This window comes from Dyadobacter sandarakinus, from assembly GCF_016894445.1.
Lineage (GTDB): Bacteria > Bacteroidota > Bacteroidia > Cytophagales > Spirosomataceae > Dyadobacter > Dyadobacter sandarakinus.
In genome coordinates this window covers 1,392,280-1,408,351 of the sequence record NZ_CP056775.1, presented here as the reverse complement: position 1 = coordinate 1,408,351, position 16,072 = coordinate 1,392,280, and the positions used below count along the sequence as shown (strand labels likewise).

13 protein-coding genes are annotated in these 16,072 nt (G+C 51.3%); 8 read left to right on the top strand and 5 right to left on the bottom strand.

Annotated features, from left to right (window positions below; genetic code table 11):
* The first annotated feature begins 163 nt into the window (after positions 1 to 163).
* From HWI92_RS05630 to HWI92_RS05615, 4 genes are all read left to right on the top strand, one after another.
* On the top strand, positions 164 to 3,556 hold the full coding sequence (locus tag HWI92_RS05630) for a SusC/RagA family TonB-linked outer membrane protein (RefSeq protein WP_204661466.1): 3,393 nt from the start codon (positions 164 to 166) through the stop codon (positions 3,554 to 3,556).
* Positions 3,557 to 3,595: 39 nt separating this feature from the next.
* Positions 3,596 to 5,275, top strand: a complete 1,680-nt coding sequence (locus tag HWI92_RS05625) for a SusD/RagB family nutrient-binding outer membrane lipoprotein (protein WP_204661464.1) — start codon at positions 3,596 to 3,598, stop codon at positions 5,273 to 5,275.
* Positions 5,276 to 5,432: 157 nt separating this feature from the next.
* Positions 5,433 to 6,080: an NAD(P)-dependent oxidoreductase gene (locus HWI92_RS05620; protein WP_204661462.1), complete on the top strand. Its 648-nt coding sequence runs from the start codon at positions 5,433 to 5,435 to the stop codon at positions 6,078 to 6,080.
* Between the two features lie 537 nt (positions 6,081 to 6,617).
* Positions 6,618 to 7,940 carry a putative porin gene (locus HWI92_RS05615; RefSeq protein ID WP_229248945.1) on the top strand — a complete coding sequence of 441 codons (1,323 nt, stop codon included), beginning with the start codon at positions 6,618 to 6,620 and terminating at the stop codon, positions 7,938 to 7,940.
* Here the strand turns inward: HWI92_RS05615 and HWI92_RS05610 are convergent.
* The gene (locus HWI92_RS05610) at positions 7,937 to 8,392 is read right to left on the bottom strand and encodes an SRPBCC family protein (RefSeq protein ID WP_204661460.1); all 456 of its coding nucleotides are present in this window, start codon (positions 8,390 to 8,392) and stop codon (positions 7,937 to 7,939) included. The genes HWI92_RS05615 and HWI92_RS05610 overlap by 4 nt on opposite strands.
* 109 nt (positions 8,393 to 8,501) lie before the next feature.
* Here HWI92_RS05610 and HWI92_RS05605 point away from each other — a divergent pair, with 109 nt between their 5' ends.
* Positions 8,502 to 8,948 carry an SRPBCC domain-containing protein gene (locus HWI92_RS05605; protein WP_204661458.1) on the top strand — a complete coding sequence of 149 codons (447 nt, stop codon included), beginning with the start codon at positions 8,502 to 8,504 and terminating at the stop codon, positions 8,946 to 8,948.
* Between the two features lie 38 nt (positions 8,949 to 8,986).
* On the opposite strand, the gene HWI92_RS05600 is transcribed toward HWI92_RS05605, so the two are convergent.
* Positions 8,987 to 11,110 (bottom strand): Tex family protein, encoded by a 2,124-nt coding sequence (locus HWI92_RS05600; RefSeq protein ID WP_204661456.1) that lies wholly within the window; start codon positions 11,108 to 11,110, stop codon positions 8,987 to 8,989.
* 153 nt (positions 11,111 to 11,263) lie between these two features.
* Here HWI92_RS05600 and HWI92_RS05595 point away from each other — a divergent pair, with 153 nt between their 5' ends.
* Complete coding sequence (locus HWI92_RS05595) at positions 11,264 to 12,088, top strand: ThuA domain-containing protein (protein ID WP_204661454.1); 825 nt, start codon at positions 11,264 to 11,266, stop codon at positions 12,086 to 12,088.
* A 41-nt stretch (positions 12,089 to 12,129) separates the two neighbouring features.
* Here the strand turns inward: HWI92_RS05595 and HWI92_RS05590 are convergent, their stop codons facing one another.
* Entirely contained in the window at positions 12,130 to 12,375 is a 246-nt protein-coding gene (locus HWI92_RS05590; RefSeq protein WP_204661452.1) for a hypothetical protein, read from the bottom strand.
* A 114-nt stretch (positions 12,376 to 12,489) separates the two neighbouring features.
* Between HWI92_RS05590 and HWI92_RS05585 the strand changes: the two genes are divergently transcribed.
* Positions 12,490 to 12,942, top strand: coding sequence for a DoxX family protein (locus HWI92_RS05585; RefSeq protein WP_204661450.1), 453 nt, complete (start codon positions 12,490 to 12,492; stop codon positions 12,940 to 12,942).
* A 3-nt stretch (positions 12,943 to 12,945) separates the two neighbouring features.
* Here HWI92_RS05585 and HWI92_RS05580 read toward each other — a convergent pair whose 3' ends face one another.
* The gene (locus tag HWI92_RS05580; protein WP_310589516.1) at positions 12,946 to 14,175 is read right to left on the bottom strand and encodes an RsmB/NOP family class I SAM-dependent RNA methyltransferase; all 1,230 of its coding nucleotides are present in this window, start codon (positions 14,173 to 14,175) and stop codon (positions 12,946 to 12,948) included.
* Positions 14,176 to 14,308: 133 nt separating this feature from the next.
* Here HWI92_RS05580 and HWI92_RS05575 point away from each other — a divergent pair, with 133 nt between their 5' ends.
* On the top strand, positions 14,309 to 14,773 hold the full coding sequence (locus tag HWI92_RS05575; protein WP_204661448.1) for an SRPBCC family protein: 465 nt from the start codon (positions 14,309 to 14,311) through the stop codon (positions 14,771 to 14,773).
* Between the two features lies 1 nt (position 14,774).
* Here HWI92_RS05575 and HWI92_RS05570 read toward each other — a convergent pair whose 3' ends face one another.
* On the bottom strand, positions 14,775 to 16,007 hold the full coding sequence (locus HWI92_RS05570; protein ID WP_204661446.1) for a GAF domain-containing sensor histidine kinase: 1,233 nt from the start codon (positions 16,005 to 16,007) through the stop codon (positions 14,775 to 14,777).
* Positions 16,008 to 16,072 lie beyond the last annotated feature (65 nt).

Genomic DNA, 16,072 nt, shown 5'->3' with positions numbered 1-16,072 from the left:
TAAATGGTTTTAAATCATCTACTACCTCCAAACCCACACAACTTCTAACCTCAACATTAAATTCAGAATTAAACTAAGTTAAATATTTGTAAACATCCGCTTTGTGAGATAATGCTTATTGGAGTGCTAAGGCGTTCGTTCTTAACCTTTAAACCTTTATTTCATGAAGAAAATCTACCCGATGCGCGCAAAGCTGTGCATGCCGGTACTATGGGCATTGCTCGGCAGTTTCCCCGTGCTTGCACAAACCGTAAAAGTTTCCGGAAATGTTACCTCGGCCAGTGACAATGCTGCACTCGTCGGCATTTCTGTAGTGGTGAAAGGTACCAGTAATGGTACTACCTCCAATGCCGCCGGCGAGTACACCCTCACCGCCCCGACCGGAGGTACGCTCGTTTTTTCATTTGTAGGCTTCGAAAAACAAGAGGTGCCGATCGAGAACCGGAGCGTGATCAACGTCGTGCTGAAAGAAGACGATCAGCAGCTGAACGAGGTGGTTGTAACTGCATTGGGCGTACGCCGCGAGAAGAAGCAGCTGGGCTATTCCGTTTCCGAGATTGACGGCCGCAAGATGGCCGCCACCAATGAACTCAGCCCGATCGGTGCATTGCAGGGGCGCATTCCCGGCGTGCAGATCGACCAGGGTGCGGGCGGACTGATGGGCAATACCAAGATCCTCATCCGCGGCAACTCTACGCTCGGCACCAATAACCAGCCCATTTTCGTGGTGGATGGTGTGATCCTCGACAATGACGTATACGATGGCAGCGGCAGGGATTTCGGTAATGCACTGAAGAACCTGAACATGGAGGATTTTGAAAGTGTATCGGTGCTGAAAGGATCTGCTGCGGCGGCATTGTACGGTACGAGAGCTATCAATGGTGTAATCCTGATCACTACCAAGAAGGGTACTCAGCGGAGAGGGATCGGCGTAAGCGTGTCTCAGACTTTCAATATGCAGAAGCCTTACCGCGGGCCCGATTTCCAGAATGAATACGGCGGAGGCACCGTAGGCGCGTTTTTTACAGATACCCGCGAACCGAATTACAAACCGGACGAGAGCTGGACAACAAAAGTATTTCCGACCAACAGCCAGGGACAACCATACATCGACCGCCAGCTGAACCGGGAGCTGGAAAACTGGGGCCCGCGCTTCGCAGGGCAGCAAGTGGTGGATTACGACGGAAAAATGACCACCTACCAGGCCTATCCCAACAATTACCTGGACGCTTTTCAAACGGGAAAAGGCAGTCTGACCAATGTGGCGATCGACGGCGGAAACGAGCGCTCCACCTTCCGGTTCTCGTACAACCGCGTGCATTCCGACGGGATCAACTTCAAGAATACGATGCAGAAAAATGCATTCAACCTGAGGGCTACGCAGAACCTGAACAAATTTCTGGTAGCGGACGTCACCGCGGACTATACGACAACCGAAGGTGCTAACCCGCCTCAGCTCAACCTCAACAACTACATCTGGACTTTCCCGCGCAACTACGATACCAAGTACTGGATGCGGCGCGAAAATTACATCGGATACAATGGCGGACTCCGGAATGTGAGCGATGTGAACGAGCCCAACCGCGTGCCGGGTGCCGATTACTGGTTCAACATATTTGAAAACGACTACCTGCAGAAGGAGCAGATGGTACGTGGCCGACTGGCACTTACCGCCACCGTGACCGACTGGCTGAAATTACAGATCGAAGGTAATTTCAATAACCTGTATACCCGGAATGAAAGCAAGGAGCTGGGTACCGGAACCAACTTTACCGGGGGAAGGTACGGTCTGGGGCATTCAACCAAGGAAACCAGCTTTATGAAGTGGCTTGCGATTTTTAACAGGCAGCTCACCAAAGACATTGATTTCAGCGGTTACTTCGGCGGGGAAGCGCAGAAATACAATTTGTCGTACAACTACTCGGAAACCAATGGAGGGCTCACCTATCCGGGTAACTTCTTTCTGGCTAACTCAGTGCAGTCACAGATCTCGCGGGGCGGCGTGCGTACCCGGAGAGCGTACAAATCACTCTACGCCAGTGCTGACTTTGGCTGGCGCGACCAGGTTTTCCTCCAAGCCACCTGGCGTAGTGACTGGTCGTCGGCCCTCACCTACTCCAATGGCAGCGGTAATAACTTTTACAGCTATCCTTCTGTGAGCCTGTCGTGGGTATTTTCCCAGACCTTCCACAATTCGCTCCCTTCCTGGATCAGTTATGGAAAGCTACGGGGGAACATTGCAGCCCTGGGCGGAGACATTGATCCCTTTGTACTGAATCCCGGATTTTCATTCAGCGGGTACACCAATGCAGGCGGCTTCGGCGACCAGCCGATGTCGACTTACAGTTCGGGTACCACCTTGCAGCAGAACATCAAGCCTTTACGTAAAATTGCCAAGGAAATCGGGCTTGAACTGAAAGTGCTGAACAACCGTCTGGGCATTGACCTATCTGTATACCGCGACAATTCCCGCAACCAGCCCATCCCGATTTCGGCGGCCATGGAAACGGGTGTGAACAGCATCCTGATCAATGCGGGTAATATCCAGAATACGGGCATTGAGATTGCGCTGGATGCTACGCCGGTCAAGATAGGTGCATTCAGCTGGAACACGACAGTTAATTTCTCCCGCAACCGCAACAAGATCGTCGAGCTCTATGGCGATCGCGAGTACTATGCACTGGCCGATGAATCGGGCGGTGGGAATGACCTTATTCCATATGCCAAAGTGGGTGGTACCTACGGCGTAATCCGCACGCGCATTGCGGCAAGCCGGTTTGTGTCCGACGGCAGTGTTGCCAATGATCCGCGAAATGGCAAGGCGATCCTGTCGTGGCGGGGCGATGCGCGCGCTGCTTTCCCGGCACGCAGCAATGAATGGAAGGACGTGGGTGATATCAATGCAAAGTTCAGAGGCGGGTGGGACAATACTTTTAACTATAAAAGATTGTCGCTGAATGTGCTGTTTGATGCCAAGATCGGAGGCGATATGATCATTACCTCCCTGCGGTATGGCACCCACACAGGCATATTCACCAATTCACTCAAAGGCCGTGATGCCGGGCACGGAGGAATTGTGTGGACGAGCAAATACGACAACAAAACCTACGACGACGGCATTATTCCGGACGGGGTGTTTGCGGCCGGACAAACCATTACCCAGGCCGACGGCAGCTCAGCCGATGTTGGCGGAATGACGTTTCAGGATGCGTATGACAAAGGTCTGGTGGAACCTACGCACCTGCCTCAGTTTAATTACCGGTATGGTTCCTTTTCGACGGCCGTGGGCGATTACTGGATTGCAGAAAACTCGTGGATTTCGCTTCGGCAGGTGTCCCTGGGCTTCCAGGTACCGCAGTCGGTTTGTGAGAAGATCAAACTCAATACATTGTCTGTGAACCTCGTGGGGCGTGACCTGTTCTACCTGTATAATACCCTTCCGCTGCATTTCAACCCAGCCTCCAATTACTCTAACAGTACGGCGGTGCAGAAAGAAATCGGTTTTATTCCGCCTATGACGCGTACCCTGGGTGTGACGCTCCGTGCAGGATTCTAGCAGTTTGATGCAGTTTTTTACCTCAAAAAGATTTTACCAATGAAAAACAGAACATATAAAAGCTGGGCAGTGCGGGCTTTGGCTGCCACCATGCTCCTGGCTACTTCCTGCGAGCGTGATTTTGGTGATATCAACACTGATCCCAGCATTGTTACCACACCCGATCCCAGGTACCTGTTTACCTACTCGCTCAACAGTCTGGAATCGTACCAGAATACCGAATGGATCTGGGAGAACCTGGAACAGCTGCTTCGCTTTTCGCAGCATCTTACGACGGATCCCTACGAACTGTCAACCAACATCAATTCCCGGTACGGAGCCTACTACAACAATATACTGCCAAACCTCATCGAGATCCGCAAGCAGATCGACCTGAAAACCGATAAGGAACGTTACGCCAAAATGCGGGCGGTGACCTACGTGGTGTCGGCTTTGCACGGGCTGCGCGTTACGGATCTGAACGGCTCCATCCCCTACTCACAGGCGATACAAGCGCGGGAGCAGCAGAACTACCTGCCCGGTTACGATCCGCAAAAGATGTTGTATGATACCTGGCTCGCAGAACTCACCGACGCGATCGGCGTGCTCAGCGGCAACTCCGAAGGTCAGGAAACTTATGGGAACTCGGACATCTTTTACCACAGCGACTGGACCAAGTGGATCAAGCTGGCCAACACGTTGAAACTGCGCATTGCATTGCGGTATGAGGGACAGGATAAAACCCGCACGCAGTCGATCTTCCGGGAAGTAATGGACAATGCGACGGGTGCTATCGTGGAGGATGCGGACCAGTTTGCATACATTGACCCGGACAATGGTCCTATCGGTGGGGACATTGACTACCGGAGTACGCGGTATGCAACCCGCTCCATCATTACATTTCTGAAAGCGACGAAGGATCCGCGCCTTGTCATTTATTTCAACCCCAATGACCTGACGCCTGCTGCACTCGACAGCCTCAAAAAGTTTAATCAGCCACTGCCTTCGTTTATCAGCGCCGCTGACCCATTGATCCGGTATCAGGGCGGTCCTGCCGACTGGACCATCGAGCCGAATGTAGCCCAGTACTATAAGAATCCACTCAATGCGGGCACCAACAAGTATGTGGTGATGTCGACGATCAACAAAAACTTCTTTGCACCGCGCCGCAATGGGGGTACCGGAACGTTTTACGACTACATGGTGACCAGCGCCGAAACCTGTTTTTACATCGCCGAGCTGATTGCCAAAGGCTATGGCGGCACGGGTGACGATGCAGAGGAATGGTATAAAAAAGGAATCACATCGTCACTAAAAACGATGAACGCCATCGCGGCTGCTGCGCTCTCGACCACCGGTCTGAGCAGCACAAATGCGGATGCCGAAGTTGCCGCCTACCTCAATCACCCGATGGTGAAGTTCAATGGGCTCAATGATCTGGAACGGATCTACATTCAGCAGTATCTCAACTTCATGCGGCTGCCGACTGAGGCATTCACGTTTGTGCGGCGGACAGGTTATCCCAAGAACAATTCCGCCTACTATCCGCGCGACCCGTTCAATGAACTCATACCGCGTCGCTTCTGGGTGGACGAACCACCCCTGGGTACCAACAATGCCAACTGGCGGCAGGCACAGGAAGAGCAGGGATTTACACCCAATGACCGTACACCCCAAACGCTGAGTACGCAGCGGCTCTGGTTTGACAAGAACAATCCTGCATTCGGACAGGGCAAATAATGACTGAGAAAGTTGAGCAAAACGGGAGGCTGTCGCGGGATGGCCTCCTTTTTTTGTAAGCATTGATGAGGAGGCGGATTGCCGGCATGCCAGAAATTTCGTCTGGCATGTGCCCGGTGGAATCCGGTATTTCGGTCATTTAATCACAATGAAAATTATGAAAGTAGCAGTAATTGGTGCGACAGGTTTTGTGGGTATGCACCTGGTACAAGAACTGATTTCACGCGATCACAAAGTGATTGCAATCGCGCGCAATCCCCAGAAAGCCGGGGGACCGGGTGTGGAAACCAAGGTGGCAGATGTAAACGATCCCGACGAGCTGGCGGCTGCCGTGGCCGGTGCGGATGCGGTAGTGAGTACCTTCAATGCGGGATGGAGTAATCCCAATTTGTATGAAGATTTCCTAGATGGTTCCCAGGCAATTCAGGAAGGTGTGAGGCGGTCAGGTGTCAGGCGATTCTTGTTTGTGGGTGGCGCAGGCAGTCTGGAAATTGCGCCGGGCATTCAGCTGGTGGACACTCCTCAATTCCCGGCAGAGTACAAATCAGGTGCAACTGCTGCCCGCGACTACCTGAATATCCTTAAAGAAGAAACTGAACTTGAATGGACGTTTTTGAGTCCGGCTATTGAAATGCATCCGGGTACATCAGGCGTCCGGAAGGGTACATACCGCACCAGTCTGGACACGCCAGTGTTTGACGAGCACAAGCGCAGCGTCATTTCAGCCGAAGATCTGGCCGTGGCAATCGTTGACGAAATTGAACAAGGAAACCACATACGCGAGCGCTTTACAGTTGCTTATTAATAGGTACAGTTGCATTCAGGTGTGTTTTTGGTTTAAAGATGTACAATAAGCCAGTATTTGCACGAATTTGACACACTACTTTCTTGGCTTACTATATGCTAGGTACATACTAAATGTATTTAGCGTATAGTAAGCATTATACAAATCAAGTTATGAAAAGTATACTGCTAATTAAAACTAAGGTATGTATTAAACGCTGAATATTACTTACCAAAGTAAATGTGTCAAACATCTATACCATAATATACGTTTCAATCTATTAATACTTTTAAGAAGTACTATATAATTAAAATGTATGAAAGAGTAGCCTAAGCTTCTTACCGGAATAATTATACCGATCATACACCATTTTCCGTACTAAATTCGACAGCTTTCATGCTTGGATAGCATTGTTGAAATGTTGAAAAAAGCTCGACACAGTGCGGCGTCCTTTCGCTGACCTTGCCGCCAACTGCAAGAAAAGCTGCTGATATTACCACCCCTTTGCCAGAAATTCAGGTTCTTTGCAACCCGGCTTACGACACCAATTCTTACTCAATGAAATTCCGCATTACCTGCCTGCTGATTTTCTTCAGCTTGTTCTTCCATGGAAAACTCTTTGCACAGCGCTTTCTGATGGACCTTGTTGATACCACCAATCAAATGGGAAAAGGAATGCTGTCGATCTATGAACGGTACAACCGCGTCCGGATCAGCGGGTACATTCAGCCGCAGTTTCAGCTCATCAGTGCCAAGGGCGCGGAGACCTACGCAGGTGGAAATTTTTCAGCAATGGTCAATAACCGCTTCATGCTGCGCCGCGGCCGGCTCCGGGTTGACTATGCACATTTAAACAAAAACAACGACCCGACAAGCTACTTTGTGTTTCAGTTTGACGGTACCGAGCGGGGCGTGGCGATCCGTGATTTCTGGGGCCGCATTTATGAAAACAAGTTCAAGATCTTCGCCCTGACCACAGGAATGTTTGCCCGCCCCTTCGGGCATGAGGTAAACCTTTCGTCGGCCAACCGGGAGTCGCCCGAACGTGGCCGCATGTCGCAGATCCTCATGCGCAGCGAACGGGACATTGGTTTGATGGGCACTATTACCAGCCGCCAGAACCAGCTGTGGACCCAGCGACTGAAACTGGATATCGGTGTATTTAACGGCCAGGGTTTGTCGGGACCGGTGGATTACGACAGCCACAAAGACGTGATCGGAAGGCTGAGCATCAAGCCGGGCAAGGTTGCCAAAGCGGGCGGCATGAACATTTCGGCAGCAGTGTCGGGATACTGGGGCGGGATTACCAGCCAGGGTAATGTACTGTACCGGACGCGCGCTAACCGTGGCGAGTACACCATGCAGCGCGACTCGTCGGTCAGTAACCTGGGAAAGACCGCGCCCAGAAGGTACGCAGGTGCTGATGTACAAATTTCGTTTCCGAACCGCAAGGGAGAAACAGAGTTCAGGGCTGAGTACATCCGCGGCAGGCAGACCGCCACGCTGAATTCGAGCGAGACGCCCGGCACATACCCTGGCAGCGGCAATGTGAAGGATCCGCTTTACATCCGCAACTTTGATGGCGGCTACTTTTATTTCCTGCAGAACCTGGGAAGCAAAGACCACCTCTTTGTCCTCAAATACGACTGGTATGATCCCAATACCCGCGTTAAAGGCAGGCAGCTGAATGCTACGGATGGCTTTACCAGGGCAGATCTCCGCTACGACACCGTGGGTATGGGATATGTATATACCGCCAACGAATCACTCAAATTCCTGTTCTACTACGACTTCGTGCGCAACGAGAAAACTGCTCTTCAGGGCTATGAAGGTGATGCACCCGACGACGTTTTTACCTGCCGCGTCCAGTATAACTTCTAGGCTGGAAAGCGCTTTTTGAGGATCTCGTGCCGGTATCTGAAAATCCCGAGCACCTCATTCTTCACGTACACTGCATCCACGATCTTACCCAAAAAACCAAGGGGTACCTTGTAGTGGAGGATATCTTCCATAAGCACGCCGCCGGGCACTTCCGTAAACCGGTGCTGGTGATGCCAGAATGCATAGGGTCCGAATCGTTGCTCGTCAACAAAGTACTGCTTGTCGGCCACATGGGTAATTTCGGTGACCCATTCCATGGGTATGCCCAGTACGGGGCGGATGGTGTAACGGATGATCTGCCCGGGGTACATGCTTTCGCCATGGTGCAATGATTTGACCACAAACCCCATGTGCGCAGGCGTAATTTCCTTAAGATTGACCGGACTTGAAAAGAATGACCACGCCTGATCCAGGGTGATGGGCAACATCTGAGTAAAATACAGCTCCTGCATGAATTGTTTTACGTTTATGTAAACATCCAAAGATTCACGCCAGCGTACCTGCTAATGCTTGATTTGGCATGATTTTCTTTGATTTTACTAAAAACAAAAAACAAGAGTCATGAACCGAAAACTTGTTGCAACCACTACCATATCCATCCACGCCAAAAAATCGGCAGTATGGAAAGCTTTGATAGATCCTGAAATGGTACAGGAGTATATGCACGGCGCCATTGTTCGTTCGGACTGGCGGGTCGGCAGCCCTATTACCTTCACAGGCGTTTGGGAAGGTACTCCCTACACAGACAAGGGTACGATCCTGGAAATCATTCCGGAAAGGGTGCTCAGCTTTACATTCTGGAGTCCGCTGTTTGGTACAGAGGATTATGAAGACAACTATATGCACGTAACCTACCACATTGACGAATACGACGGCGTATCTACGCTGACAATTACCCAGGACAACCTGGAAACAGATGAAGACGTGATCAATGCCGAAGGAAACTGGATGAAGGTCGGTCACCACATCAAACACATCCTGGAAGAAGAGCACAAGCACGTACTATAAATGAAAAAGGCATTGCCATAGCGGCAATGCCTTTTTTGTTAAGCCGACTTCATGCTCAATGCAATCCGCTTTCGTGCCAGATCAACTTCGGTGACTCTTACCGTAACTTCCTGCCGCAGCTTCACCACTTCATTCGGGTCCCGCACAAACTGGTCGGCGAGCTGGGATACGTGAACGAGCCCATCCTGTTTCACCCCAATATCCACGAAGGCTCCAAAGGCGGTGATGTTGGTGACGATGCCCTGCAGTAACATTCCAGGTTTGAGGTCTTCGGGCTTGCGTACTGAGCTGTCGAACTCAAACCTTTTTATCTGCGCGCGCGGATCGCGTGAAGGTTTTTCAAGTTCCTGCAAAATATCTTTCAGCGTCGGCAACCCTACTGCTTCCGTCACATAATGCTCCGGCTTGATCTGCCGGCGGAGATCGGGTTTTTGCATGAGGTCGCCTACCGTCGCTTTTGCATCGCGGGCCATTTTTTCCACCAGCTCATATCTTTCAGGATGTACGGCACTGTTATCGAGTGGATTAGTACCATTTTCAATGCGTAAAAACCCCGCTGCCTGCTCGTAGGCTTTCGATCCGAGCCGGGGTACTTTCAATAATTGCTGCCGTGATTTGAAGTTGCCGTTTTGTGCCCTGAAATCAACAATATTCTGCGCCAATGCCGGTCCCAGGCCTGAAATGTACCTCAGTAAGTGCTTGCTGGCCGTGTTGAGATTTACGCCTACGGAGTTTACGCAGCTTTGTACGGCTACATCCAAAGCATTTCGCAATGCATTCTGGTCAACATCGTGCTGGTACTGACCTACTCCGATCGATTTCGGATCGATCTTGACGAGCTCGGCCAGGGGATCCATCAGGCGCCGCCCGATGGACACCGAGCCGCGTACCGTAACATCCTTGTCCGGAAATTCCTCCCGCGCCACGTCCGACGCCGAGTAAATGGAAGCACCCTGCTCACTCACCAAAAACAGATCAACAACGTCAGCCTTTTTCAGCTGACCAAGTACATTTTGTACAAAATCTTCGGTCTCCCGGCCGGCTGTCCCATTCCCGACTGCTACGGCTTCAATGCTGTATTTGTCGAGCAGGGCAGCTACCTGGCGGGAGGCTTCCACGGGTTTGTCAAACGGATAAATCACCTGGTCCGCTACGAGGTTTCCCTGCTCATTCAGCACGGTTACTTTACAACCTGTGCGGTAGCCGGGATCGATCGCGAGCACTCGCTTTTGTCCCAGCGGCGAGGCTAGCAGCAGCTGCCTCAGGTTTTCTGTGAATACCTGTATGGCCGCTATATCCGCTTTTTCTTTGGATAGCTGCGCAAATTCGTTTTCAATGGAGGGTTTCAGCAGGCGCTTATAGCTATCGGTCACGGCCAGCTGAATCTGTTCACGACTGCCCGAACTTCCTTTCACAAACAGCCTGTCCAGCGATTCCAGTGCCTGTTCCTCATCAGGGGAAATGTCGACCGACAAAAATCCTTCTTCCTCTCCCCTGCGGATTGCAAGCAAACGGTGGGACGGAATGCGGGAAAGCTGCTCTGAAAAGTCGAAATAATCGCGGTACTTGGCCGCCTCCTCCTCTTTTTTCTTTTTTACTTTGGAGCTGATCATTCCCGTACGCTGAAAATAATGCCTCATCCGGGACCGGGCATCGGCGTTTTCACTGATCCACTCGGCCATGATATCCCTTGCTCCCTGCAAGGCGGCATGGGCATCCGGTACCTGGTCATTGAGGTATGTGAGAGCTTTCTGCGCGGGATCGTTCTCTTTTCCGGAGAAAATCACTTGAGCCAAAGGTTCCAGTCCTTTTTCGATGGCAGCAGTAGCCCGCGTTTTTCGTTTTTGTTTGTAGGGAAGGTAAATGTCTTCCAGCTCCGTCAGCGTGAAGCTTTTTTCAAGCCTGGCTTTGAGGTCGGCCGTAAGTTTTCCCTGTTCTTCTATGTTTTTCAGGATGGCCGCGCGGCGTTTATCTACCTCCTGCTGGCGCTGCCAGGCGTCTCGCACAGCACTAATCTGCACTTCGTCGAGGCCACTCGTTGCTTCCTTCCGGTATCTGGCGATAAATGGCACCGTAGCGCCTTCTTCAAACAATCGAATGGTACTTGCGGCCTGCTTTGCTGAAATTCCTGCCTGCTGTGCGATCAGGTCGTACTGATTCATGGTCTGCTACTTTGATTCTGCCAGCAAAGAAACGCAGAATGCCCGTTTTTCGGAGCAGGTCTGGTAAAGAATGCCTGGCAGGCAGCATACGCATATTTCCCATATATTTGAACTTTCCGCTCTTTTTACGCCAACTTCAATCCTGATCCTACCATGTCAAAGATGCGCCGGGCCCATGTCATTGCTTTTCTTTTCCTTGTTTTTGTGCATTACGGTACGTACGCCGCGCCTTTTCACATCATTGCATTCTTTACCGGGAAAAATGATCAGGCTCACGTGAGCTTTGTGCGGGAAGCAAACCGATGGTTTCCCTCAGTGGCAGCGGAAAATGGGTTTACCTACGATACCACCAGCAACTGGAATAACCTCAATACAGCTTTTCTAAGCCGCTACCAGGTAGTACTTTTCCTGGATACCCGGCCTGAAAAAGAAGAACAGCGCGCTGCATTTAAGCAATACATGAAAAACGGGGGTGCGTGGATGGGATTTCACTTTGCGGCTTTCGCCCTCACGCCGTCGGCTTACCCGCAAAACTGGGATTGGTACCACAATGTGTTCATTGGTGCGGGACAGTATGGAAGCAACACCTGGCGGCCGACATCCGCAATCCTGAAAGTGGAAAATAAGGATAATCCGGCCGTAAAAGGCTTACCGCCTACCTTTAAGGCGTCACCCAATGAATGGTACCGCTGGGAGAAAGATCTGAAAGCAAACCCCGATATCAGCATCCTGCTATCCATTGATCCCGCCAGCTTTCCGCTGGGAACAGGCCCCAAGCAGCATGAGATCTGGCATCACGGGTACTATCCCGTGGCCTGGACAAACCGGAAGTATAAGATGATTTACATGAATATGGGGCACAATGACATGGATTACGAACATGGCACCAATAAGGAGCTGTCGTTCACTTTCCGGAATGAAGTGCAGAATAAATTTATTCTTGACGGAATAAAATGGCTTGCCGGGACAAAAAAGTAGAGAGTCCGACAAGTATAAACTTTAAGAAATTAATACTACCCTCAGGCAGGCTCGCTATCCTTGTCGCCCGGGGCGTTTTCGTCGGTATCTTCCGCAGGTAAATCTTCATCAATGCGGCTGCCGGTGCTTACTTCGGGTGCATCCGTACCGGGAATGTGCGGCTTTGGATTCATAGGTCCGGTCTGACCTGGTTTATCAGGATAACTGGGTACCGGCGACTGGTGGTCGGGTTGATCAGGCATTTCGTTGACAAAAGTGTAAAACGGATCGTTGGTCAGGAAGTCCATAGTTTTGTTGATGTTTTACATACACTATCAAAAAAATGTGCCTCCTGACAACACCCGCAGATTTCAATCCAATTCAAATCAATCAGGTAAATTCTACCCCAACACTGAGAACTGATGGCTGTACTGGTTGTTCTTATCGTCACATTCTTCATCGCACTTGCGGGCGGAAGGCTCGCTTGGGGTGAATGGACTTATGCCCAGGCTGGCAATATTGCCATGTGTGTGATGCTGCTGTTTACGGCGATAGGGCATTTTAAGTTTGCAAAAGGAATGGAAATGATGATCCCGCGCTTTATTCCATTCCGCCGGGCGCTGGTATTTGTAACGGGCATCATGGAGATACTGGCAGGATTGGCGCTGCTCTTTCCATCGTACAGATACACTGCCGGAATCTTCCTGATCGTGTTCTTTATACTGATACTGCCTGCAAACATTCACGCCGCCTTGCATAAGGTCGATTACCAGAAAGGTACCTTGGAGGGGCCGGGAGCTGCATATCTCTGGTTTCGCATACCCATGCAGCTTTTCCTGATTGCATGGGTTTGGTACTTCGCTGTATGGCTTTAAGGATCACTTGCGCTGCATCAGCGCCATATAGAAACCGTCAAAACCATCGCGGGCAGGAGAAGTCCTTTGCTCCGAGATCAATGTCCATTCATCGGGGAAGGATTTGAGAAAACGTTGAACCTGCTCCTCGGACTCGGACGGTAAAATACTGCATGTGGCATACACCATCTTACCTCCTTTTTTCACCATCGCAGCATAGTTGCTGAGTATATCCCATTGAATCTTACGGATCTGGTCTAGAAATGCGGGTTTCAGCTTCCATTTGGAATCAGGATTACGCCTGAGCACGCCCAGGCCCGAGCAGGGCACATCGAGCAGGAGCCGGTCCGCTGTACCTGCCAGATTTTTAATCGAATCGAGCCCCTGGATCACGATGGTTTCTACATTCGTCATCCCGCTCCGTGCGGCACGCTTCGTCAGCTCGGCCAGCTTGAACGGTTCCACGTCCATGGAAAGTACGGATCCGGTTTGACGGAGCAATGCGCCGATATGGAGTGTTTTCCCTCCTGCCCCGGCACAGGCATCGATCACGCTCATGCCCGGCTGAATGTCCAGGTAAGGAGCGATAAGCTGAGAGCCCGCGTCCTGCACTTCAAAAAGTCCCTGCTGATATGATTCGAGTTGCTGCACATTCTGTCGTTTTTTCAGGACCAATGCATCCGGCAATCCGGGCAAAAGCTCTACCTGCTCATGGCCGAGCAGATCAGCAAGCTGGTCGCGTGTTGTTTTCAGGGTATTGGCGCGAAGTACCGGCAGTGCAGGGCGGTTCAATGCGGCCAGCTCGTCATCCCAGGCGTCGCCCAGCTCCCGGCTGCAAACCTCGTCGAGCCAGTCAGGCACGGAACCGGCTATTTTCCTGATTGCCAATGCATCCTGGTACCTTGCAAGCACAACATCCTGCCGGAGGTACATCCATTCAGACCAGTCCGGCAGCTGGTTTGCTTCGGCATTTTGCAGATGCAGGGGTTTGATAATCAGCCAGGCTCCTACGATTTCCCAGAATCCAGGCTGATCGCTGACGTGCTCTTTTTCACTGACATACTTAATGAGCCGCCACCAGCGCACGATGTCATACACGTGCTCCGCCAGGAACGCGCGGTCGCGGGCACCCCATTTTTTATTGGATTTCAGCAGTTGTTCCACCACGCGGTCGGCCTGGCGGTTTTGTACAAAAATGCTTTGGAGTGCATCTGCTACGGCGGCGACAAGGCCACGGTGAAGTTTCAAGACCATACATGATGCCGGGAAAAGGCTTTTGGAAGGCAGCAAATTTGCAACCGGTTCGTCACAATGCCAAAAGCCGGGCGCTTCTTTGCATTAGCATCATTATTTGAATAGCTTCCACCCAAATTTTTAACCCAATACGATGGAGTCAAAAACTGCTGTTATATGTCCCCCGGACCTTACCCTGCGACCGCTGAGTTTGAAGGTAGAGAAACTGCTTGCATTGCCTGTTATAAAGGTTTTCCGGGCGTGGACAACCGAATTTGATCTCTGGTTTGCAGCCCCCGGCTCTCTGCTGGGCAAGCCTGAGCCTAACTGTCCTTTTTATTTTGAAACATTTTACGGAGGCATCCGCCACCCGCATTACGGCCGTTTCCTGAGCATTGAGGAGCCCCACCGTGTGGAAATGACCTGGATTACGGGTGCCAGCGGTACCCGCGGAGCCGAAACGCTGCTGACGATCGAGCTAGTGCCGCATGAGGTGGGTACGTTCATCAAGCTGACCCACGCCGGGTTTGCAGATACGGCTTCCCGTGACCTGCACAATGAAGCGTGGCCCCTGATCCTTGGTCAGTTGCACGAACGCATGTCACGCCCGGCCGACTGAGTCAGGTACCGTAAATATTCTGCGGAATCACCACTTCAAACCGGGTACCCCTGCCCGGCCTCGAAAACACGTCGATATGACCGTTCAGGCTTTCGACAAGGTGTTTGACAAGCGCCAGCCCGAACCCATATCCCTGCTCGCCCTCTGTTCCATTGCTCGAAGTTGCTCCTCCCGAAAGTATTGCCTCAATCGTCTCAGGTGCCATTCCCAGCCCGGTGTCCAGTACGGTGATTTTCAATACCGGTTTGCTCGGGTCGATGATCAGGTTGAGATCCACTTCGAGATGACCATCTGTCGGCGTAAATTTGATGGCGTTCGAGATCAGGTTTCCGGCGATTTGCAGGAGCTTACTACCTGTAAACGGAATATTTTCCGTCAGCCCCGAAGTACTCACGCTCATGTCAATCTGCTTCTGGCGGGCCTGGGGGCCATACAGCGTCACCACTTTCTCCCTCAACACAGCCAGGTTAAACACAGTGCGTTCTTTTTTTCCGTTCAACCCCGGAACATTGGTATCTTCTGATCTGCCGAGTATTTCTTCTGCCATATCGAGCACGGATTTCCCGCTATTCTGTATTAAGTGCATAAATTCAATTACTTCGCCGATTTCGTTGGCCTCTCCCAGGTCACTGATGATCTTGGCCAGTCCGATGATCCCGCCCAGCGGGCCGCGTATATCATGCGCAACTTTCTTCTGCGACTGCCGCGACTCCACGAGCCGATTTTTAAGACTCTCCACCATTCGCAGGGTTTTTAGCCGTGTAACTACTTCATCTGCAATGATTTTCAGCATTTCGACCTTCTCAGGTTCCAGGTGGCGGCTTTTCTGGTCCATCACGCACAAGGCGCCGACAGCCGTACCCGCACTGGTGCGCAACGGAATGCCATAATAATACCTTACTAATGGGGCCTGTACTACAAAATCCTTGTTCTGAAAGCGCTCGTCCTGACTCAAATCTCCCACTTCCAGGGAGTCCTCTGCCATAATCGTGTACTGACACACGGAGTCCTCACGCATGAGTTGCTGGATATCCAGCCCATAGTTCGAGATCGTCCATTGTGTAAGCGAATCGATGAGGTTGATCATGGACATGCTGGTGCCGGTCACCGCCGCCGCAAGCCTGGCCAGGTGCTGTAAACCCTCATGATGCTGGGAATAATCAATGTCCAAATCCGCCAGCCTGATCAGCCGCTCCTTTTCATCAGCCGGTATGGGTGTAGCCGTCTTCTTCACTTTTTTATCTTGTTTGATTGTCGATGCAGTACTCAGAATATGAAACGTAACAAATGTAATATTAA